This is a genomic window from Acinetobacter guillouiae CIP 63.46, from assembly GCF_000368145.1.
GTDB classification, from domain to species: Bacteria; Pseudomonadota; Gammaproteobacteria; order Pseudomonadales; family Moraxellaceae; genus Acinetobacter; species Acinetobacter guillouiae.
In genome coordinates this window covers 22,362-40,174 of record NZ_KB849282.1, presented here as the reverse complement: position 1 = coordinate 40,174, position 17,813 = coordinate 22,362, and the positions used below count along the sequence as shown (strand labels likewise).

The window sequence follows — 17,813 nt, the reverse complement described above, 5'->3', positions numbered from 1 at the left end:
TATTATGGCGAACGCTCCTCGGTCCACATCCAAAAGCACAACAGCAAATTCTCCTGATGCTGGGAAAAAACGTGCATTAGTGATTGTGGAGTCGCCTGCAAAAGCGAAAACGATTAATAAATATTTAGGCTCAAATTACATTGTGAAGTCTTCGGTAGGTCATGTTCGTGATTTACCTACAGGTGGTTCAAGTAAATCGACAGAAAAAAAGCCTGCAACGCGTACCAAGTTGACGGATGAACAGAAGGCTGAAAAAGCACAATCCGCTTTAGTCAATCGTATGGGTGTCGATCCTGAGCATGGTTGGAAAGCCAAATATGAAGTGCTTCCAGGCAAAGAACATGTGGTCGCTGAACTCAAAAAACTAGCCAAAGATGCAGATGAAATCTATCTCGCAACGGATTTGGATAGAGAAGGAGAAGCGATTGCATGGCATTTAAGAGAAGTGATTGGTGGTGATGATAGCCGTTACCATCGTGTGGTCTTTAACGAGATTACCAAAAATGCCATTCAAGAAGCATTTAAACAACCTACACGTCTAGATTTAAACCGTGTGAATGCGCAACAGGCACGTCGTTTTCTCGACCGTGTGGTGGGCTTCATGGTTTCACCACTACTGTGGGAAAAGATTGCGCGTGGCCTCTCTGCTGGGCGTGTACAGTCGGTTGCAGTAAAATTGGTGGTCGAGCGTGAGCGTGAGATTCGTGCCTTTATTCCTGAAGAATACTGGCAAGTTTTTGCAGACACTCATTCTGCAAAAGATGAAATTCGTTTAGAAGCAGTCAAACAAGGCGGCAAAACATTAAAATTACAAAATAAAGCGCAAACAGATGCTTTATTGAAAATTTTAAAAGATGCTGAATATAAAGTTGCAACACGTGAAGATAAGCCAACGAAGGTCAATCCAAGTGCGCCTTATATCACTTCAACCTTGCAACAAGCTGCAAGTACTCGCTTAGGTTTTTCAGTAAAGAAAACCATGATGCTTGCACAGCGCTTATATGAAGCTGGTTTTATTACTTATATGCGTACTGACTCAACATTCTTGAGTGATGATGCTGTCAGTATGGTGCGTAATCATATTGAAACTGAATTTGGTGCAAAGTACTTACCTGCTAAAGCAAATCGTTATGGGAATAAAGCCAATGCGCAAGAAGCCCATGAAGCGATTCGTCCTTCCAATGTTGCCTTAAAAGGCGATAGTTTGGCGGGTGTTGAGCGTGATGCACAACGTTTATATGATTTGATCTGGCGTCAATTTGTTGCATGTCAAATGACCCCAGCAGAGTATTTATCCTCAACGATTTTGGTTGATGCGAATGGTGTAGAACTCAAAGCCAAAGGTCGTACTTTAGTTTTTGATGGTTTTACCAAAGTGCGTGGTCAGAACAAGTCTGATGATGATGTTTTATTACCTGCAGTCAAAGTGGGTGAAATTCTCAAACTTGAGAAACTTGATCCTTCTCAACACTTTACTAAACCACCTGCACGTTTTACTGAAGCATCTTTAGTAAAAGAATTGGAAAAACGTGGAATCGGTCGTCCATCGACTTATGCTGCGATTATTTCGACGATTCAAGATCGTGGTTATGTCAAACTCGACAATCGCCGTCTTTTTGCAGAGAAGATGGGTGAAATTGTTACCGATCGTCTAGACGAGAATTTTAATAACCTGATGAATTATGCATTTACTGCAGATTTGGAAGGTCAATTGGATAAAGTTGCAGATGGTGAACGTAATTGGAAAGAGCTGTTAGATAGTTTCTACGGTGATTTTAAAAAGCGTTTAACCACAGCACAGGGCGAAAACGGCATGCGCCGTAATCAACCTGTAGAAGTTGAAGCTGTTCACTGTAAAGAATGTGAACGTCCGATGCAGATTCGTACAGGGACGACGGGTGTATTCCTTGGTTGTTCTGGTTATAACTTACCACCAAAAGAACGCTGTAAAGGGACATTGAATTTAACACCAGTTGAGTCGTTGGCTATACTTTCTGATGATGACAGTGCTGAAACTGCTGACTTAATGTCGAAAAAACGTTGTCCAGTATGTGGTACTGCAATGGACAGCTATGTGATTGATGGTGGCCGCAAGTTACATATTTGTGGAAATAACCCGGATTGTGATGGTTACGAGCTGGAAGAAGGCGAGTTCAAAATCAAGGGTTATGATGGTCCAACCATTCCATGTGATAAATGTGATGGCGAGATGCAGTTGAAAACGGGGCGTTTTGGTCCATATTTTGCTTGTATGAGTTGTGACAATACCCGTAAAGTTTTGAAAAATGGTCAGCCAGCGCCACCTCGTGTCGACCCAATCAAAATGGAACATTTACGTTCAGTCAAACATGATGATTACTTTGTTCTACGTGATGGAGCAGCGGGTTTATTCTTGGCGGCAAGCAAATTCCCTAAAGTACGCGAAACACGTGCACCGAAGGTTGCGGAGTTACGTTCAGTTGCAGATCAACTTGATCCTAAGTCTAAGTATCAGTTTATCTTGCAAGCACCTGATCAAGATCCAGATGGTAATCCAACATTGGTTAAGTTTAGCCGTAAAAACCAAGCGCAATATATTGGTTCAGAAACCCCAGAAGGTAAACAAACCAAATGGTCTTTGGTCTACCAAGATGGGAAATGGGTAGAAGCTTAATCCATAAATATTTAAAAATGCTGGCCTAGGTCAGCATTTTTATTGCGATTAAAAATTGAGAATATATTCAATGTGGAAAAAGATTCGAGTTGGTATTTTACTGGTTATTCTGCTGATTGTTGCAGTGAACGCATGGCGTGATATGAATCAAGATTGGAGCAAGCCAATCGTTGTTTTATTACATCCAATCAATGCAGATGGTCAACGCTCCACAGCAGCCTATATTCAGCAAATCTCAACAGATGATCTTGAAGAAATTGAACATTATTTAGGTTTGCAGTCTCAAGCATTTCGTGGGCAACCGATTTCGTTTCATTTTCAGCTTGGACGTGAATTAAATATCTTGCCGCCTAAGTTCCCAGAATCAGGTCGTATCTTGGATACAGTTTTGTGGAGTTTAAAATTCAGATTTTATGCATGGAAACAGCATCAAGGAGAAGATGGCTCACCATCAGTGACCCTGTATTTAAATTATTATGATCCCAAGTTGCAGAAAGTATTGAAACACTCTACTGCATTGGAACGTGGGCGTATTGGTTCTGTGAATCTATTTGCATCGCCGAAGCAAAGTTCGAGTAATAAAGTCGTTCTTGTACATGAGTTACTGCATACCTTTGGTGCAAAAGACAAATATGATTTTACAACAGGGCAGCCTCTCTATCCGACAGGCTATGCCAATCCTGAACAACAACCACGTTATCCACAACAGCGTGCAGAAATTATGGGCGGCTATATTGCGCTTTCAGAAAGCAAAAGTAAGACACCTGAAGATCTAGAAGATACCATGATCAGTCGACTCACTGCACAAGAAATGGGTTGGGTGAAGTAGTGTATAGAGCTGTGCTGTTTATCGCTTAGATTCTGCTCAAACAAAGCTTTATTCTGGTATAGATGCAGATTTTATACAGACAAACACCTGAATTAGATCAACAATAAAATGAATGAATAACAACCAAGAGAAGAATTATGCGTACTGTAGGAAATGATTTAGTTCGTCATCAACTCCATGAAAACCGTAAATGGTATCTTCTGCTTGGAGCTTTATTGGTGATCTTTGGATTAGTGCTATTGGCTTCACTGGGTATGGCAACATTGACGGTTGTTGCATTGTTTGGTGCTTTAATGATGATCGGTGGGGTTTTACACCTGATTGCAGCATTTAAAATTTTTGATGGTGGCTTCCGCTGGCTTTGGGCGTTGTTTGGTGTGTTGTATATCGCAGCGGGTTATTATGCATTTAAATCTCCGATTACCACTGCAGTGGTATTAACCAATTTATTGGCAATTGCTTTATTGATTGGCGGTTTTATTCGTATTTTTAATGCATTTATGTTGAAACCAATGTCTGGATGGGGTTGGACATTATTTTCAGGGCTTTTAACCTTGGCAACAGGTGCAATTATTCTGGCATCACCAGATTCCCCTTTTTGGGTACTCGGATTATTTTTAGGTGTGGATATTTTATTCCAAGGGGTCAACTATCTCACCTTTGCTGCAGCAATTAAACAAATCCCACCCGCGAGCCATTAAGGTTTTACTTAATGTTTGAAATCATATGTGCATTTAAAAAAACGCCTGATCAATGACATCAGGCGTTTTGCATTTTGGCGTAAATATTTATGCAACTAGAGCAGTATTCAGTTAAATCTTATCTCAATTAACATTTCTGAAAAGCGAGGTGTTGCCTAGATAAATGATTTAAGTGTTGAAACTTAGCTTATTTCGCGACTTTATATTGGCTGGAAATGGCGATACGGTTCCATGTGTTGATCACAATCGCAACCCATTCAATCGCCGTGATTTCATCACTGGATAAATGCTGTGCAGCTTGTTCATAAGCGCTATCTGGAAAATGTTGATTGGCAATTAAAGTAATCTCTTCAATTAAAATTAAAGCCGCACGTTCTTTTTCAGTAAAGTATTCACTTTCACGCCAAGCACTAATCAACGCAATACGATCAGTTGACTCACCCGCTTTAATTGCATCTTGGGTATGCATACGAACACAGAAAGCACATTGGTTAATTTGCGAAGCTCTTAATTTGAGTAAATGAGAGAATCCAACATCAAGCCCAGCTTGCTGAACTTTTTGCATAGATAAATTTTCAAGTTCGATGACCGTTTTATATAGTTCTGGGGCGGTCTTACTAAGGTTTACGCGTTGCATAGTTGTCATTTCTTTAGTCTTAATTATGAATTTATTAGTTTATCTATACTCGAAAAATCGTTATGTTATTTTTTGAATCTCATCGAAATGCATTTGCTCATGTCTAAAGTTTTTGTTCTTGCGCCTGACTCATTTAAAGAAAGTATGACAGCCGAACAAGCTTGTTTTGCAATGCAACGTGGTATTGAAAAAGTCATTGCTGATGCACAGTTTATTCATGTACCTATGGCAGATGGTGGTGAGGGAACAGTCGATGCTTTGGTCGCTGCACGAAGTGGTCGTAAAGTATATGTTGAGGTCACTGGTCCATTCGCTCAGCAACGAATATCGACCTATTGGGGATTAATTGATGGTGGTCAGACGGCTGTTATAGAAATGGCGCTGGCAAATGGTATTCACCTGATCGAAAAGTCTCAACGCAATCCTTTAGTGACGTCAACTCTGGGTACTGGCGAAATGATCAAAGCCGCTTTGGATTTGGGTGTTGGTAAAATCATTATTGGCCTGGGTGGTAGTGTCACCAATGATGCTGGTGCCGGGATGGCACAGGCTTTAGGGGCAAAATTTTTAGATGAGAATAACCATTCTGTAGACGTGGGTGGTGGGCAGCTTCAGCAGATCAAAAGCATTGATCTTTCACAACTCGATGCGCGTTTAAAAGCAACTGAAATTATTATTGCCAGTGATGTAAACAATCCATTATGTGGTCCAAATGGTGCTTCTTTTATTTTTGCGCCACAGAAAGGAGCAACTGCTGAGATGGTTGGGATCTTAGATCAAAATCTTGATCATTTTGCTGCGTTGGTGAAACAACAGTTGAATGTTGATGTTGCAAATGTACAGGGTGCTGGTGCTGCAGGCGGTTTGGGTTTCGGACTTATGGCTTTTACAGGAGCAAAAATACGCTCTGGTGTAGAAATTGTGATTAAAGAAACCCAACTTGAGGAAAAAATTGCACAAGCGGATTATGTGTTTACTGGTGAGGGCGGTATTGATTTTCAAACTAAGTTTGGCAAAACGCCTTTTGGGGTGGCGCAAGTTGCCAAGCAGTTGAATAAACCTGTGATTGCTTTTGCAGGGCATATCGGTGAAGGCGTCGATGAGCTTTATGCAGAAGGCTTTAGTGCAATTTTTGGAATAGTTGATGGTGCATGTGATTTAGCAACAGCATTAAAGCATGGTGAGCAAAATTTAGAACGCTGTTGTGAGAGTGTGGCTCGGTTGTTAAGATTATAGGGTTGTTTTTATTATCGAAGCTCTCCTTTAATCTCTGCTATGGGTGATAAATTTTATTGTCTTGAATTTTTCTTCATTGGTATGTCCTGATTTAAGCGTCAATTCACGACTTGATTCTTGGGTTAAAATGCATAATTTCACTATAGCTCTGCTAAACTAGCAGCCATCCATAAAATGATGAGTGAAAATGAGTTTAGCCAACCTGATTAATGAATTAAACCCTCAACAAAAACAAGCTGCTACGACTGAAACAAAACATAGTCTAGTTCTTGCTGGGGCAGGTTGTGGCAAAACCAAAACCATTGTGGCACGAGCTGCATATCTCATTGATCAAGGCATTCCTGCCAATCAAATCCAAATTTTGACATTTACCCGCCGTTCTGCCAGCGAGATTGTGGCGCGGGTAGAGCTTGCTTTAGGTGATCAGGCCAAAGGGTTACGCGCATCTACATTTCATACCTTTTGCATGTATTTACTTAGACGTGTGCCAAAAGCTTTTGGATTAGATCAATTTTCGATCATAGATCGTGATGATCAATTGATGTTGTTCCGTTTGATTCGTGGAAAGGATGATAAAAAGAATCCCAACGCCTTACCTAAACCACAACAGCTTTGTGATTTATATTCCTTTGCACGCAATACTCGGCAAAAACTAAGTTTGGCTTTAGAAAAGCAACTGCCTGAGTTTTTAGACGATAAAGATCAAATCGCAGAAATCATGAAAGAGTACGAAACCCGTAAGCGGGCACGTAGTTTTCTAGATTACGATGATATTCTCGCCGTGGTTGCTTCTGCTTTGGCACAGTCTGATGGTTTAGCGGATTATGTTGCGGGCTTATGCCAGTACATGCTGGTTGATGAAATGCAAGATACCAATCCTTTGCAGTGGGCAATTCTTGAACCATTAAAAGATAAAACATCACTGTTCTGCGTCGGGGACGATGCACAGTCGATTTATGGTTTTCGTGGTGCGGATTTTGAAAATATCCACCATTTTAAAGAGCGTGTGCCAGATGCAGAGATTTTCAAATTAGAAAAAAATTATCGTTCTACTCAAGAAATTTTAGATTTTTCCAACTGGTTACTCGATCAAAGTTCGATTCATTACGATAAAAAACTGGAAGCTTATCGTGGTGATGGTATTAAACCGCGAATGCATGTTTTTCCAAACGAGTTTGATGAAGCAAAATGGATCGCGATCGACATCAAAGAGCGGCATTTATTGGAAGGTTCAGCTTGGCATGACCATATGGTGTTGGTGCGCTCAGCCTTTGCGGCAAGACATATTGAGGCTGCTTTTATCCAAGCCAATGTTCCCTACCGATTTATTGGAGGGATGAAGTTACTTGAAACAGCGCATGTCAAAGACTTATTGAGTTTATTGCGTGTTATTGCTAATCCATTGGATGATATTGCGTGGATGCGGTTTTTAACCTTATGGAATGGCGTGGGCGACGTCGGTGCGAGTAAGCTGGCGCAACAGCTCTTACTGGATGCAGATATTGAGAAAATTACAGAAAAATTAGAGAAGTTTGGGCGCATTCCTGACAATACATTGCTGATTATGAAGCAAATGAGTGTATTAAAAACCGAAGTTGAAGCCTGTGTGAAACTCGGTGTAGAGGCTATTCTCAACCAACTTGAAGAAAACTATGCCAAAAAAGATTGGCATAAACGGGTGGGTGATTTTGATCTGGTCAAGCAACTGGCGTCTAAACATACCCAACTGAGCGAGTTCTTAGAAGAATATGTACTTGACCCTGTTTCAATCAGTGAAATTGAGCGTCAGTCGCAAGATGATGTGGTAACTTTAATTACCATCCATTCTGCTAAAGGTACAGAACAAAAGGTTTGCTATGTGGCAAATGTCTCTGCTGGACAGTACCCAAATGCACGTGCGCAAGGGAATTTCGATGAAGTTGAAGAAGAGCGCCGTGTACTTTATGTGGCTTTAACACGTGCTCAAAATGAACTTATTCTAACCAAACAAAATTTAAGTTTTTGGGCACATACGCAAACAGATGAACAAGGTCGTAAGATTGAAAGTTATTTTCTCAATGATTTAACTCGAAATTTATGTAGCACAGAAACCCACTATAGACAGCGAGAGCAAACTGTAAAAAGTGCCCTAATCGAGCGTCGGGCGATTAATTTAGATTTTGGTATAGATCTAGATTAAACTATAGCAATCGTTTTTCATTCAAAAAGTAGGTAGGCGAGTGCTTTTTGATGTTTTTTGCCTCGTTTATATTTTAAGGTTGTGAGATGAAAATTTTAGTTCGTAATTTAGAACGTACTGTAACTGAAGCTGAATTGTTAGAGTTATTTAAGCAATACGGTACAGTAGATACTTGTACTCTAGTGCTTGATGCGGCAACAGGTAAATCGAAAGGTTTTGCTTTTGTTGAAATGCCACATGGTAGAGAAGCAGTTAAAGCGATTAAAGGTTTAAATACCTTGCGCTTACATGGTCATGGAATTCGTGTAAAAGCAGCGGAAGATAAGCCAGAAGCATAATTGGCAGATAGTCTAAGGAGCATTTATTGCTCCTTTTTTTTATTTTAGTATTTAAATAATCTCGTCAAACCATGATAAAAATAAAAACTTAAATTGATATTCTTGCAAAAACGAGCGCTATCTATTTTATTGACATACAACATGGATAAAATTCATTGTGATTTTTGTTCAATAAAGATTAAGCTAAGACTGTAAAGAATGCCAAAATCTTAGGGAACTTCCATGTCACGTGTAGCTCGCTTTCATGCAGACCGTACCAATCAAAAACTTTATTTTGCTCGTCTTGCATGTATGCAGGGAGAACAAACTGAAAATGTTCAACAAGCTCAAGCACATCGTGAAGCAGCAGTATTTCATTTACATGGCGCGGTTTTAGCATTTCTGCAAGAGTTGGTACGTTATTACCGTTTAAATGATTTTTCCCCAACCTTAAAGTCAATCGAAGAAAATATGGCGGCTAAAGGACAAGTCTCACCAGAAGTTTTAGTGATGCAAAAATTAGCCAAAGAAGGATTTATTGCTGAACTCAAAAGAGCGTATCGACTTTGTCAATATGCACCTGAACCAAGTGCGCCAGAACCAGAGGATGAAACATCATCAAACTTAATTATCAAAGTGACGCAAACACCACAAGCTTGGTTGCCTGATACAAAGATTTTAAGAGAGTGGCACCGAGATTTATCGCAACTTATTGATGGTTTTCGTAATGAAATGGTTGAATTCTGATCTTTTTGATCAGATATACTTGAAATTTTGTTTTAAATGACTATATAAAATATCTACAAGATGCAAAGTGCATTCAGCACCTTGCCCCATGTTGAGCATGGAGGATTTATGTCTATCGAACAGTTAAAAGAGTTATTTGGAAATCAGGAAGCTATTTTGGAGTTGGTACAGCTCGAAAGTGGGGAGCTGGCACTGCGTAATGCAGGTTCTGAAAAAGAGCCCTTGGTCACTATTCAATTTAATGAAGAAGTGAAAGCATTACTGGGTGATCAAACGCCAGCGATTGCACAACAGATGATTCAGGCTGCATTATTTGCGTTACTTGAAAAACAGGCAGATGAATGGCACGCTGAAGTTGTTGATGAACAACCAAAATTTATGAGCTAGTGATTTCATTTATTCTAGAATAAATACAATAAACGCACTTTCGAGTGCGTTTTTCTTTGTAGGTAAATAACCTGACATACGCAAATGGCGTCAAATTCTAGAAGTTTTAAATCTTTTGTTAGATGGGGCGATGATGCCCCATCCAACATCGTTATCGATACCATTACATAAAGGAAGCACCACGACTTTCCAAGGTCCACAAAGAACAGTCGTGTGGTTTTAGCTACGTTTTAAAGATCTACGTTTTAAAGATGACCCGAATTCAATGTGTTGGTTCATGATGATGAGCAATTTGGATCTGGTTTAAAATATGATTACTCATGTTTTTCGCCATTTCCTCTTTTGCATAATAGACTTCACCGACATTGTCTTTACGGATCACTTCAGCTTCTTCTTTATTTTCAGCACAGACTAACACTTGAATTTCTGGATTAAGCAGCTTGGCTGTATCGACAATTTTATGAATATCTACAATATCCATCGGTGAAATCACCAATAGTCGTGCATGTTGGATATGGGCTTGAATCAAAACACTGGGTTCTGTTGCTCGACCAGAAACCGCAGCGATGCCTTTTTCACGCAAATTCTCTACAATTTCGCGGTTCTCTTCAGCGATGACCACTTTGATGCCATCATCCATCAATGTTTTGGTAATACGACGTCCGACTTCACCATGACCAACAATCACCACTTGATCACGTAAATACGCTTGATCAACTTCATCTGGAAGCATTGCCAATGGGTCACCGCTACGCTCAAGTAAGCGCGCCAAATGCGAACGCTCACGGATCCAGTTTTGCACAGGTTCGATCGCAGAAAATAGAAATGAATTGAGGGTGATAGAAAATAAAGCACCCGCTAAGATTAAGTTTTGCGCTTCAGGGCTAAGTAATCCCAGTGACAAGCCTAAGGTTGCCAGAATAAAGGAGAACTCTCCAATTTGTGCCAAACTGGCGCCCACTGTTAATGCTGTATTGATGGGATAACGGAAAAATAACACCAATGCCATCGCTGCCAGCGTCTTACCAATCATAATAATGGCAATGACTGCTAAAATATGCAGAGGCTGTTCCACAATAATACGTGGATCAAATAACATCCCGACAGAAACGAAGAACAAAATCGAGAAAATTTCGCGTAAAGGTAAGGTTTCTTCTTCTGCACGATGACTAAAATCTGATTCTTTAACCACCATTCCGGCAAAGAACGCTCCAAGTGCCATAGAAACGCCGAAGATTGCGTATGAGCCATAAGCGATTGAAACTGCTGCTGCGACTACGGTTAAAGTAAAAAGCTCTCTAGAGCCTAAACGTGCCACATATTGCATAATCATTGGCACAAGGCGTTTGCCAATGATGAGCATAAAGGCGATAAAACCAGTTACTTTTAATAGGGTGATGCCGAGTGTTAACCAAATGTTTTGATCAGATTCATGTCCTGCAATAGGATGTCCGCCTAAAAGTACAGCTGTTGCAGGCAGTAGAACCAAGACTAAAACCATGACCAGATCTTCGACCAGCAACCAGCCAACGGCAATCTTACCATTCACCGAGTTAAGTAGCCCTTTGTCACCTAATGCTTTGAGTAAAACCACCGTACTTGCACAGGATAAACTTAAGCCAAAGACCAGTGCAGAACCAAAGCTCCAGCCCCAAAAGATGGAAACTGCCATACCCAGTAAGGTCGCAACCGCGATTTGTAAAATTGCACCAGGGAGGGCAATTTTTCGGACTTGCATTAAATCGTTGAGGGAAAAATGCATCCCGACACCGAACATCAAGAACATGACGCCTAATTCAGCAAGCTGATTGGCCAGCGCGATGTCTGCAACAACACCTGGGGTATTGGGGCTGATGATAATTCCCGCAATTAAATAACCAATCAAAGGTGGCAGGCGTAATCGTGCAGCGATATAGCCAAAGATCAGGGCTATACCAAAACCAACTGCAAGTAAAATAATCAGATCTACATCATGAGGCACTAAATACTCCTTAAATCTTCAGGAGAAATCATTCAAAAAATCATTTCTTAAGGTAATGACTTTGTATAAAGCCATATAAAATGCACAATCAGTGCCAAATTCGCTAAAGAGTTTAACAAGTCGAAGAAAAAAAAGGCAAAAAAAACGACCCAAATGGATCGTATTTTTTAAGAAAACTAAAATTATTTAATTTTAGCTTCTTTGAAGATTACGTGTTGACGGATTTTTGGATCAAATTTTTTGATTTCCATTTTTTCCGGCATAGTACGTTTGTTCTTAGTAGTGGTATAGAAATAACCTGTACCAGCAGTAGAAACTAAGCGAATTTTATCACGCATGGTTCAGACTCCTTAGATCTTTTGACCTTGAGCACGAAGGTCAGCAACAACCTTTTCAATGCCCAATTTGTCGATAATACGCATACCTTTAGTGGTTAGACGAAGACGTACAAAACGTTTTTCGCTTTCTAACCAGAAACGGTGGTGATGCAGGTTCGGCTCGAACCGGCGTTTAGTTTTGTTGTTGGCGTGTGAGACGTTGTTACCAACGACTGGACGCTTGCCGGTAACTTGGCAAACCTTAGACATGGTGTAACTCCATTGATTTAGCCAACAGCAAATCTGTATGGCCAGTCAAAATAAAACGGATTGAATTCATTCAAGGGGCGTTTTATACCAAAATTCCGCTTAAAAGACAAGCGGAATTCGTCAAAACGCAACATGATCTAATTTGATAGATCATGCCTTGATCAGTTAGCGTAAGAAAGTTTTCTCTAAAATCTTATTTAGGGCTTTGTCATAAGGCGCTAATATGAATTTTAAGCTAAATAGCTTAGGAATAGACATTACTGAACGCTCATGTGATAAACCAAAGAAACCTTCTGGGCCATGATATTTGCCCATGCCAGATGCACCAACGCCACCAAATGGTAAATCGTCTTGTGCAACATGGGTAACTACGGCATTTTGACCGAAATGCCCAGAATGGGTACGTTGAGAAACGTATTCTGCGCGGGCATTGTCAAAGTCGAAATAGTATAAAGCAAGTGGACGCGGTCTGCCATTAATAAAGTCAATTACATCGTCAATTTGATCATATTCCATAATTGGAAGCACTGGACCAAAGATTTCATTCTTCATAATGTCCATTGTCGGTAGAACACCTGTTAAGAATGTTGGGGCAATTTTACGTACACTCGCTAATTCTTCATTTTGAGGATTGATTTCAATCAACTCAGCGCCTTGTTGACGTGCATCCTCTAAATAACCTTGAACACGGTTGTACTGCTTATCGTTGATAATGCTGGTGTAATCTTGATTATCACGAATCGTCGGGTACATTGTTGTTGCAGCTTGTTTAAAGCTTTCAATAAACTCGGCAGTTTTTCCTCGAGGTAGGAACATATAGTCTGGTGCTACACAGGTTTGACCAGAGTTCCACAATTTACCAAAAGCAATACGTTCAGCGACCAGATTGAGATCGCTTGAAGGATGTACGATTACAGGTGATTTACCACCAAGCTCAAGAATAACAGGCACTAGATTTTCGGCAGCAGCAGACATCACGGTTTTACCGACATTGGTAGAGCCAGTAAAAATGATTTTATCGAATGCTAAATGTGAAAATGCATCGGAAATTTGACCACCGCCATTGACCACGGCAACCAATTCTTGTGGAAATGCTTCTGAGAGTGCATTTTCAAGAACGAAGCCAAAATTAGAAGATGAACTTGAAATTTTGAGTATTGCGTGATTTCCAGCAGCCAGTGCACAAATCAGTGGGCCAACAGAAAGCAATAATGGATAGTTCCATGGTGCAATAATTCCAATCACACCTAAAGGCTGATATTGCACCCAAGCTTTGGCTGGTTGGTGTAAGATAGACACATGGCGCTTAGATGGTTTCATCCATGCTGTTAAATGCTTGCTATAATATTTAATTTGTTCTAAACATGTGAGTAGTTCACCAATTTTAGTTTCGCTGATTGAACGATTGCCGTAGTCTTGATTGATTGCTTCTGCAAATTGATCTTGGTATTTTACCAGAACTTTCTTTAAGCGAGCTAAACGTTCAATACGTTCCTTTGCTGTAGGAACAGGGTAGCGTTGATAAGCGACTTTCTGTTGTTCAAGAATGTCATGCATACGTTGAACTTCAGGTGAGTAAGAAGTCATTGAATTTGTTTTTGTATGACTGTTCATGACAAACACCATTTACGAATAGGTTAATATAATATAATTTTTAGAGTAAATACTCTAAATAGTCAAGTCACTTTATGTTAGCTTGTGCTAACGGTTAAAAATGGTAATAGGATGTCGAGCTCCAAAACTTTGAAAACGAAAGACCGAATTTTGCAGATTAGTCTGCAACTTTTTAATGAGCGCGGCGAACGTGCAGTTACAACGAATCATATTGCAGCAGAGCTTGGGATCAGTCCTGGAAATTTGTATTATCATTTTCGAAACAAACAAGAAATCATCAAAGAATTGATGGAACAATACCAAAAAGAAACTTTAGATATGCTGTCATTACCCGATGACCGTGGAGTCAATGCGAATGACAAAATCCGTTATTTCCAAGTTTTAAGTAGTCAGCTATGGGAATATCGCTTTCTACATCGTGATGTTTACCATTTAATTGAAAATAACGACGACTTTAGAAAAATTTATCCTCGCTTTGCTGGCAAGGTGATGCAACAAGGGCAAAAAATTTATCATGCCTTTGTTGAAGCGGGACTGATGCAGATGACACCTTCTGAAATTGAAGCACTCATCATCAATATTTGGATTGTCCTGACCAACTGGACCAACTTCCTATATATGTCTGGGCATTTAAGTGATTCCAACCATTTAGATGAAAAATGGATTTGGCAAGCATTGCGCCAGATGGTGTTTTTAGAAGGTCCTTATTTACGTGGCGAAAGTCGCGAAACCTATGAACGCTTGCTAGAAAGCTTCGGTTCTTCGGAATTATTTGCCAGTTTATCTGCTGTAAAACGCGATTGATGCGGAATCAAGATTGAAAGCTGATGAAAAAGCGTTAAAATATTCGGCTGTTTTTAAATTAACTTATAAGTGATATCCATCAACATGAACATGACTACTGCCAACACAGCACGTCTACTGATTACTTGTGAAGACAAGCCAGGAATCGTGCAAGCTGTATCGAGCTTTTTGTATCATCAGGGCGCGAACATTACTGCGCTTGATCAATACGCAACTGAAGCTCAGGGCGGGCGTTATTTTATGCGTGTTGAGTTTGAACTTGATCATTTGCAATCCCGTCGTGAGAGTCTCATTCAAACTTTCGCAACCAATGTGGCTGAACGCTATAGTATGCATTGGCGTTTGGCTTTGGTGAGTGACATTAAAAAAGTCGGTATTTTGGTGTCTAAAGTTGACCATGCTTTGCTTGAGTTGTTATGGCGTCATTCACGTGGTGGCTTACCTTGTGAAATTACCCAAGTGGTTTCAAACCATGAAGACTTACGTGAATCTGTAGAAAACTTTGGTATCCCTTTCTATGTGGTTCCAGTCAACAAAGAAAATAAACGTGAAGCCTATACAAAGATCGATGAGTTAATGCAAGGGAATGATTTACTGGTTCTCGCGCGTTATATGCAAATTCTCGATGAAGAGTTTGTACAAAAGTGGGAAATGAAAGTGATCAATATTCATCACTCATTTTTACCTGCTTTTGTGGGGGCAAATCCATATAAACAGGCTTATGAAAAAGGCGTTAAATTGATTGGGGCAACAGCGCATTATGTGACGGCTGATCTGGATCAAGGCCCAATCATTGAGCAAGATGTAGAACGAGTAAACCACGATTTTACTGTGGATCAACTGCGTGAATTAGGCCAAGATGTTGAACGTAACGTACTTGCTAGAGCGGTCAAATGGCATCTAGAAGACCGTATTATTGTCGATGGCAATAAGACTGTTGTTTTTCAATAACATGTGAATATTCATTTAATATGAGTCATAAAAAAGGATGCTTTATGCATCCTTTTTTTATTTTTAATTTGTAAAATCGATTAAAAACATTGAAAAACCAGTTGCAAATGAAAACACTTCTCATTTATCATTGTTGCACTTTAATTGTTCTATCCGATGAGCTTAATCTACAAACTGAATAATTTTTTGTAGTTTGCTCAATTTTAGGTATTTAGATTCTTATGAGTCAGTCTTCCATTGCACCACTTCAAACGCCACCACCGATGAAGAAAAAAGTCCTTGCTGCAGTGTTAGCAGTTGTTGTCGGGCACGTAGGTGTGTTGTGGGGGGTAAGTCATATGAAACCATTTGAACTGCCTCAAATAAAGAAAGAACCTTTAAAAATCAAATTTTTAAAGTTAAAAGAAGATGTTCCACCGCCGCCGCCGCCATCTGAACCCATCAAACCTAAAGTTCAACCGAAACCTATAGAGAAGAAAGTTGAGCCTAAACCTGTGGTTAAGCCAAAAATCATTGAGCAGAAAAAACCTGTAGAAAATGATGATCGGGCAAGAAAGCTTGAAGAACAAAAGCGTTTAGAAGAGCAACAGAAGCAGGATAAGGCACGTCAAGATGAGCAAAAACGTCAAGATGATCAGAAGCGTGCGGAACAGCAGAAACGTGAACAAGATGAACGTGATCGTCAAAAACGTGAGCAAGATGAGCGCGATCGTCAACGTCGTGATCAAGAGCAAAGAAACACGCCGCGTAATGTAAATGAAGGTCAGGTGTCTTGGAGTCGTAGTCCACGTATCGCAAAAGAGCAATTACTTAAACTGATGTCTCCAGAAGATGGAACAAAAGTTGTGAATCTAGAAATTACTGCGGATGCGGGCGGAAATATTACCAATGTTCGTATTCTTCAATCTAGTGGTAATTCAAGTTTAGATAGTTATGTTGTTAAGCAGACTCAATCTGCAAAATTTAAAGCTTATAGAGAAAATGGTGCGGGTGTACCATTTAAAATTAGGCAAGATTTTGCATTGTCGGTCTCTAAAAAGTAAATAATTTTTTTAAGAATTAGGAAATGTGCATATGAACTTTTCAGTTTATTGGCAACATGCTGATGCGGTCAGTAAGACACTGTATTTCGTGTTATTGGCAATGTCTATTGCAACGTGGACTGTGTTCATTTTGCGTATTCTAGGCACGCGTCAACTCAAGCAGGTTGCTCAGGATCACCTTGCTCAGGCTTTAAAAGCATTAAAAGCCAAGCTTGCGCCATTAAGCTTTGACCAACGTAAAGCAGTTGCAGAACAAGCGTTACTACGTCAAATCTCAGCAGAAAAGGCCAATGCTGAAAAAGGTGTTTCAGTTTTAGGAACGATTGCTTCACTTGCACCATTTGTTGGTTTATTTGGTACGGTATGGGGAATCTTCCACGCACTTGTTGCTGTAGGTAAAAGTGGTCAAGCAGGTTTAGCTCAAGTTGCAACGCCAGTTGGTGAGGCACTGATCATGACTGGTCTAGGTCTTGCTGTTGCGATTCCAGCGGTATTGGCATATAACATTTGCGTACGTTTTAACCGTACATTGTCAAATGAGTTGCAAGATCAAGCACATGGTTTGTTAATTGATACGATGTTACAACAAGATTCTTCAACGCAAAAAGTTGAATCTGAATCTACCAGTAAAGGTTTAGTTGGAGGTCAAGCTTAATGGCTTTTCAATTGGGAGAAGACAACGATTCTGGCATGAATGAGATGAATCTCATTCCGCTGATCGATATTATGTTGGTATTGATGATCATCTTCTTGGTGACAGCCACCGTTGCTAACCCATCGATACCATTAACTTTACCAAAGACTACTGCTGAAGTAATCGCGCCTCCACCTGAAGCAATTACCATCAGTATCAATCAGAATGGCGATGTGGCTTGGAATGATAAAGTCATTACTTTAGATGAATTGGCTAAACGATTTGATGAAGAAGGTCAAAAGCCAGTAAAACCAGCTGTACAGTTGAGAGCGGATAAAGAATCTCGCTATGATACCGTTGCACAAGTGATGTCTCGTGCAAGTGAAGCAGGATTAAATGATCTTGCCTTTATGAGTGATAATTAATTTAAATAATTACAAATATTTTAAAACCTCCTTTTAAGGAGGTTTTTTTATGTTGATATTTTGGCTATTGGGTTAGTTCACTTTTGTT

18 protein-coding genes are annotated in these 17,813 nt (G+C 39.9%); 13 read left to right on the top strand and 5 right to left on the bottom strand.

The features are described 5' to 3' along the window. Window positions 1-4: 4 nt before the first annotated feature. The 3 genes from topA to F981_RS02370 all read left to right on the top strand — a co-directional run bounded on the left by topA (window position 5) and on the right by F981_RS02370 (window position 4,183). A complete protein-coding gene (gene topA / locus F981_RS02380; RefSeq protein ID WP_004718025.1) occupies window positions 5-2,653 on the top strand; it encodes a type I DNA topoisomerase in 2,649 nt (882 codons plus the stop codon). A 70-nt stretch (window positions 2,654-2,723) separates the two neighbouring features. Further along, a complete protein-coding gene (locus F981_RS02375; protein ID WP_004718022.1) occupies window positions 2,724-3,482 on the top strand; it encodes a hypothetical protein in 759 nt (252 codons plus the stop codon). A gap of 137 nt (window positions 3,483-3,619) precedes the next feature. Continuing rightward, window positions 3,620-4,183 carry an HdeD family acid-resistance protein gene (locus tag F981_RS02370; RefSeq protein WP_004718021.1) on the top strand — a complete coding sequence of 188 codons (564 nt, stop codon included), beginning with the start codon at window positions 3,620-3,622 and terminating at the stop codon, window positions 4,181-4,183. A gap of 187 nt (window positions 4,184-4,370) precedes the next feature. Here the strand turns inward: F981_RS02370 and F981_RS02365 are convergent, their stop codons facing one another. Continuing rightward, window positions 4,371-4,820 (bottom strand): carboxymuconolactone decarboxylase family protein, encoded by a 450-nt coding sequence (locus tag F981_RS02365; protein ID WP_016539260.1) that lies wholly within the window; start codon window positions 4,818-4,820, stop codon window positions 4,371-4,373. A 99-nt stretch (window positions 4,821-4,919) separates the two neighbouring features. On the opposite strand from F981_RS02365, the gene F981_RS02360 reads away from it, so the two are divergent. The 5 genes from F981_RS02360 to F981_RS02340 all read left to right on the top strand — a co-directional run bounded on the left by F981_RS02360 (window position 4,920) and on the right by F981_RS02340 (window position 9,686). Continuing rightward, window positions 4,920-6,056, top strand: coding sequence for a glycerate kinase family protein (locus F981_RS02360; protein WP_035371752.1), 1,137 nt, complete (start codon window positions 4,920-4,922; stop codon window positions 6,054-6,056). Between the two features lie 187 nt (window positions 6,057-6,243). Beyond that, window positions 6,244-8,235: an ATP-dependent helicase gene (locus F981_RS02355; RefSeq protein WP_004718018.1), complete on the top strand. Its 1,992-nt coding sequence runs from the start codon at window positions 6,244-6,246 to the stop codon at window positions 8,233-8,235. An 86-nt stretch (window positions 8,236-8,321) separates the two neighbouring features. Continuing rightward, window positions 8,322-8,573, top strand: a complete 252-nt coding sequence (locus tag F981_RS02350) for an RNA recognition motif domain-containing protein (protein ID WP_004718014.1) — start codon at window positions 8,322-8,324, stop codon at window positions 8,571-8,573. 222 nt (window positions 8,574-8,795) lie between these two features. Continuing rightward, entirely contained in the window at window positions 8,796-9,299 is a 504-nt protein-coding gene (locus F981_RS02345) for a DUF6586 family protein (protein WP_004718012.1), read from the top strand. A gap of 108 nt (window positions 9,300-9,407) precedes the next feature. Then, complete coding sequence (locus F981_RS02340; protein WP_004718010.1) at window positions 9,408-9,686, top strand: hypothetical protein; 279 nt, start codon at window positions 9,408-9,410, stop codon at window positions 9,684-9,686. Window positions 9,687-9,948: 262 nt separating this feature from the next. Here the strand turns inward: F981_RS02340 and F981_RS02335 are convergent, their stop codons facing one another. The 4 genes from F981_RS02335 to F981_RS02320 form a co-directional block, all read right to left on the bottom strand. Then, window positions 9,949-11,667 (bottom strand): cation:proton antiporter, encoded by a 1,719-nt coding sequence (locus F981_RS02335; protein ID WP_004718008.1) that lies wholly within the window; start codon window positions 11,665-11,667, stop codon window positions 9,949-9,951. A gap of 182 nt (window positions 11,668-11,849) precedes the next feature. Beyond that, the gene (gene rpmG / locus F981_RS02330; protein WP_003654787.1) at window positions 11,850-12,005 is read right to left on the bottom strand and encodes a 50S ribosomal protein L33; all 156 of its coding nucleotides are present in this window, start codon (window positions 12,003-12,005) and stop codon (window positions 11,850-11,852) included. A 12-nt stretch (window positions 12,006-12,017) separates the two neighbouring features. After that, entirely contained in the window at window positions 12,018-12,254 is a 237-nt protein-coding gene (gene rpmB, locus F981_RS02325) for a 50S ribosomal protein L28 (RefSeq protein ID WP_000048256.1), read from the bottom strand. Window positions 12,255-12,419: 165 nt separating this feature from the next. Beyond that, a complete protein-coding gene (locus F981_RS02320) occupies window positions 12,420-13,868 on the bottom strand; it encodes a coniferyl aldehyde dehydrogenase (protein WP_016539261.1) in 1,449 nt (482 codons plus the stop codon). A 111-nt stretch (window positions 13,869-13,979) separates the two neighbouring features. Between F981_RS02320 and F981_RS02315 the strand changes: the two genes are divergently transcribed. From F981_RS02315 to F981_RS02295, 5 genes are all read left to right on the top strand, one after another. Beyond that, complete coding sequence (locus F981_RS02315) at window positions 13,980-14,672, top strand: TetR/AcrR family transcriptional regulator (RefSeq protein WP_034611676.1); 693 nt, start codon at window positions 13,980-13,982, stop codon at window positions 14,670-14,672. Window positions 14,673-14,756: 84 nt separating this feature from the next. Continuing rightward, window positions 14,757-15,623, top strand: coding sequence for a formyltetrahydrofolate deformylase (gene purU / locus F981_RS02310; RefSeq protein WP_016539263.1), 867 nt, complete (start codon window positions 14,757-14,759; stop codon window positions 15,621-15,623). Between the two features lie 221 nt (window positions 15,624-15,844). Continuing rightward, a complete protein-coding gene (locus tag F981_RS02305; RefSeq protein WP_004717999.1) occupies window positions 15,845-16,666 on the top strand; it encodes an energy transducer TonB family protein in 822 nt (273 codons plus the stop codon). A 31-nt stretch (window positions 16,667-16,697) separates the two neighbouring features. After that, window positions 16,698-17,321 carry a MotA/TolQ/ExbB proton channel family protein gene (locus F981_RS02300; RefSeq protein ID WP_004717997.1) on the top strand — a complete coding sequence of 208 codons (624 nt, stop codon included), beginning with the start codon at window positions 16,698-16,700 and terminating at the stop codon, window positions 17,319-17,321. Then, window positions 17,321-17,725: an ExbD/TolR family protein gene (locus tag F981_RS02295; RefSeq protein WP_004717995.1), complete on the top strand. Its 405-nt coding sequence runs from the start codon at window positions 17,321-17,323 to the stop codon at window positions 17,723-17,725. Before F981_RS02300 ends, F981_RS02295 begins: the two co-directional genes overlap by 1 nt. Window positions 17,726-17,813 lie beyond the last annotated feature (88 nt).

Coding starts and splice junctions, on each gene's coding strand:
- topA (WP_004718025.1), top strand. CDS start 5: ATGGCGAACGCTCCTCGGTCCACATCCAAAAGCACAACAGCAAATTCT.
- F981_RS02375 (WP_004718022.1), top strand. CDS start 2,724: ATGTGGAAAAAGATTCGAGTTGGTATTTTACTGGTTATTCTGCTGATT.
- F981_RS02370 (WP_004718021.1), top strand. CDS start 3,620: ATGCGTACTGTAGGAAATGATTTAGTTCGTCATCAACTCCATGAAAAC.
- F981_RS02365 (WP_016539260.1), bottom strand. CDS start 4,820: ATGCAACGCGTAAACCTTAGTAAGACCGCCCCAGAACTATATAAAACG.
- F981_RS02360 (WP_035371752.1), top strand. CDS start 4,920: ATGTCTAAAGTTTTTGTTCTTGCGCCTGACTCATTTAAAGAAAGTATG.
- F981_RS02355 (WP_004718018.1), top strand. CDS start 6,244: ATGAGTTTAGCCAACCTGATTAATGAATTAAACCCTCAACAAAAACAA.
- F981_RS02350 (WP_004718014.1), top strand. CDS start 8,322: ATGAAAATTTTAGTTCGTAATTTAGAACGTACTGTAACTGAAGCTGAA.
- F981_RS02345 (WP_004718012.1), top strand. CDS start 8,796: ATGTCACGTGTAGCTCGCTTTCATGCAGACCGTACCAATCAAAAACTT.
- F981_RS02340 (WP_004718010.1), top strand. CDS start 9,408: ATGTCTATCGAACAGTTAAAAGAGTTATTTGGAAATCAGGAAGCTATT.
- rpmG (WP_003654787.1), bottom strand. CDS start 12,005: ATGCGTGATAAAATTCGCTTAGTTTCTACTGCTGGTACAGGTTATTTC.
- rpmB (WP_000048256.1), bottom strand. CDS start 12,254: ATGTCTAAGGTTTGCCAAGTTACCGGCAAGCGTCCAGTCGTTGGTAAC.
- F981_RS02320 (WP_016539261.1), bottom strand. CDS start 13,868: ATGAACAGTCATACAAAAACAAATTCAATGACTTCTTACTCACCTGAA.
- F981_RS02315 (WP_034611676.1), top strand. CDS start 13,980: ATGTCGAGCTCCAAAACTTTGAAAACGAAAGACCGAATTTTGCAGATT.
- purU (WP_016539263.1), top strand. CDS start 14,757: ATGAACATGACTACTGCCAACACAGCACGTCTACTGATTACTTGTGAA.
- F981_RS02305 (WP_004717999.1), top strand. CDS start 15,845: ATGAGTCAGTCTTCCATTGCACCACTTCAAACGCCACCACCGATGAAG.
- F981_RS02300 (WP_004717997.1), top strand. CDS start 16,698: ATGAACTTTTCAGTTTATTGGCAACATGCTGATGCGGTCAGTAAGACA.
- F981_RS02295 (WP_004717995.1), top strand. CDS start 17,321: ATGGCTTTTCAATTGGGAGAAGACAACGATTCTGGCATGAATGAGATG.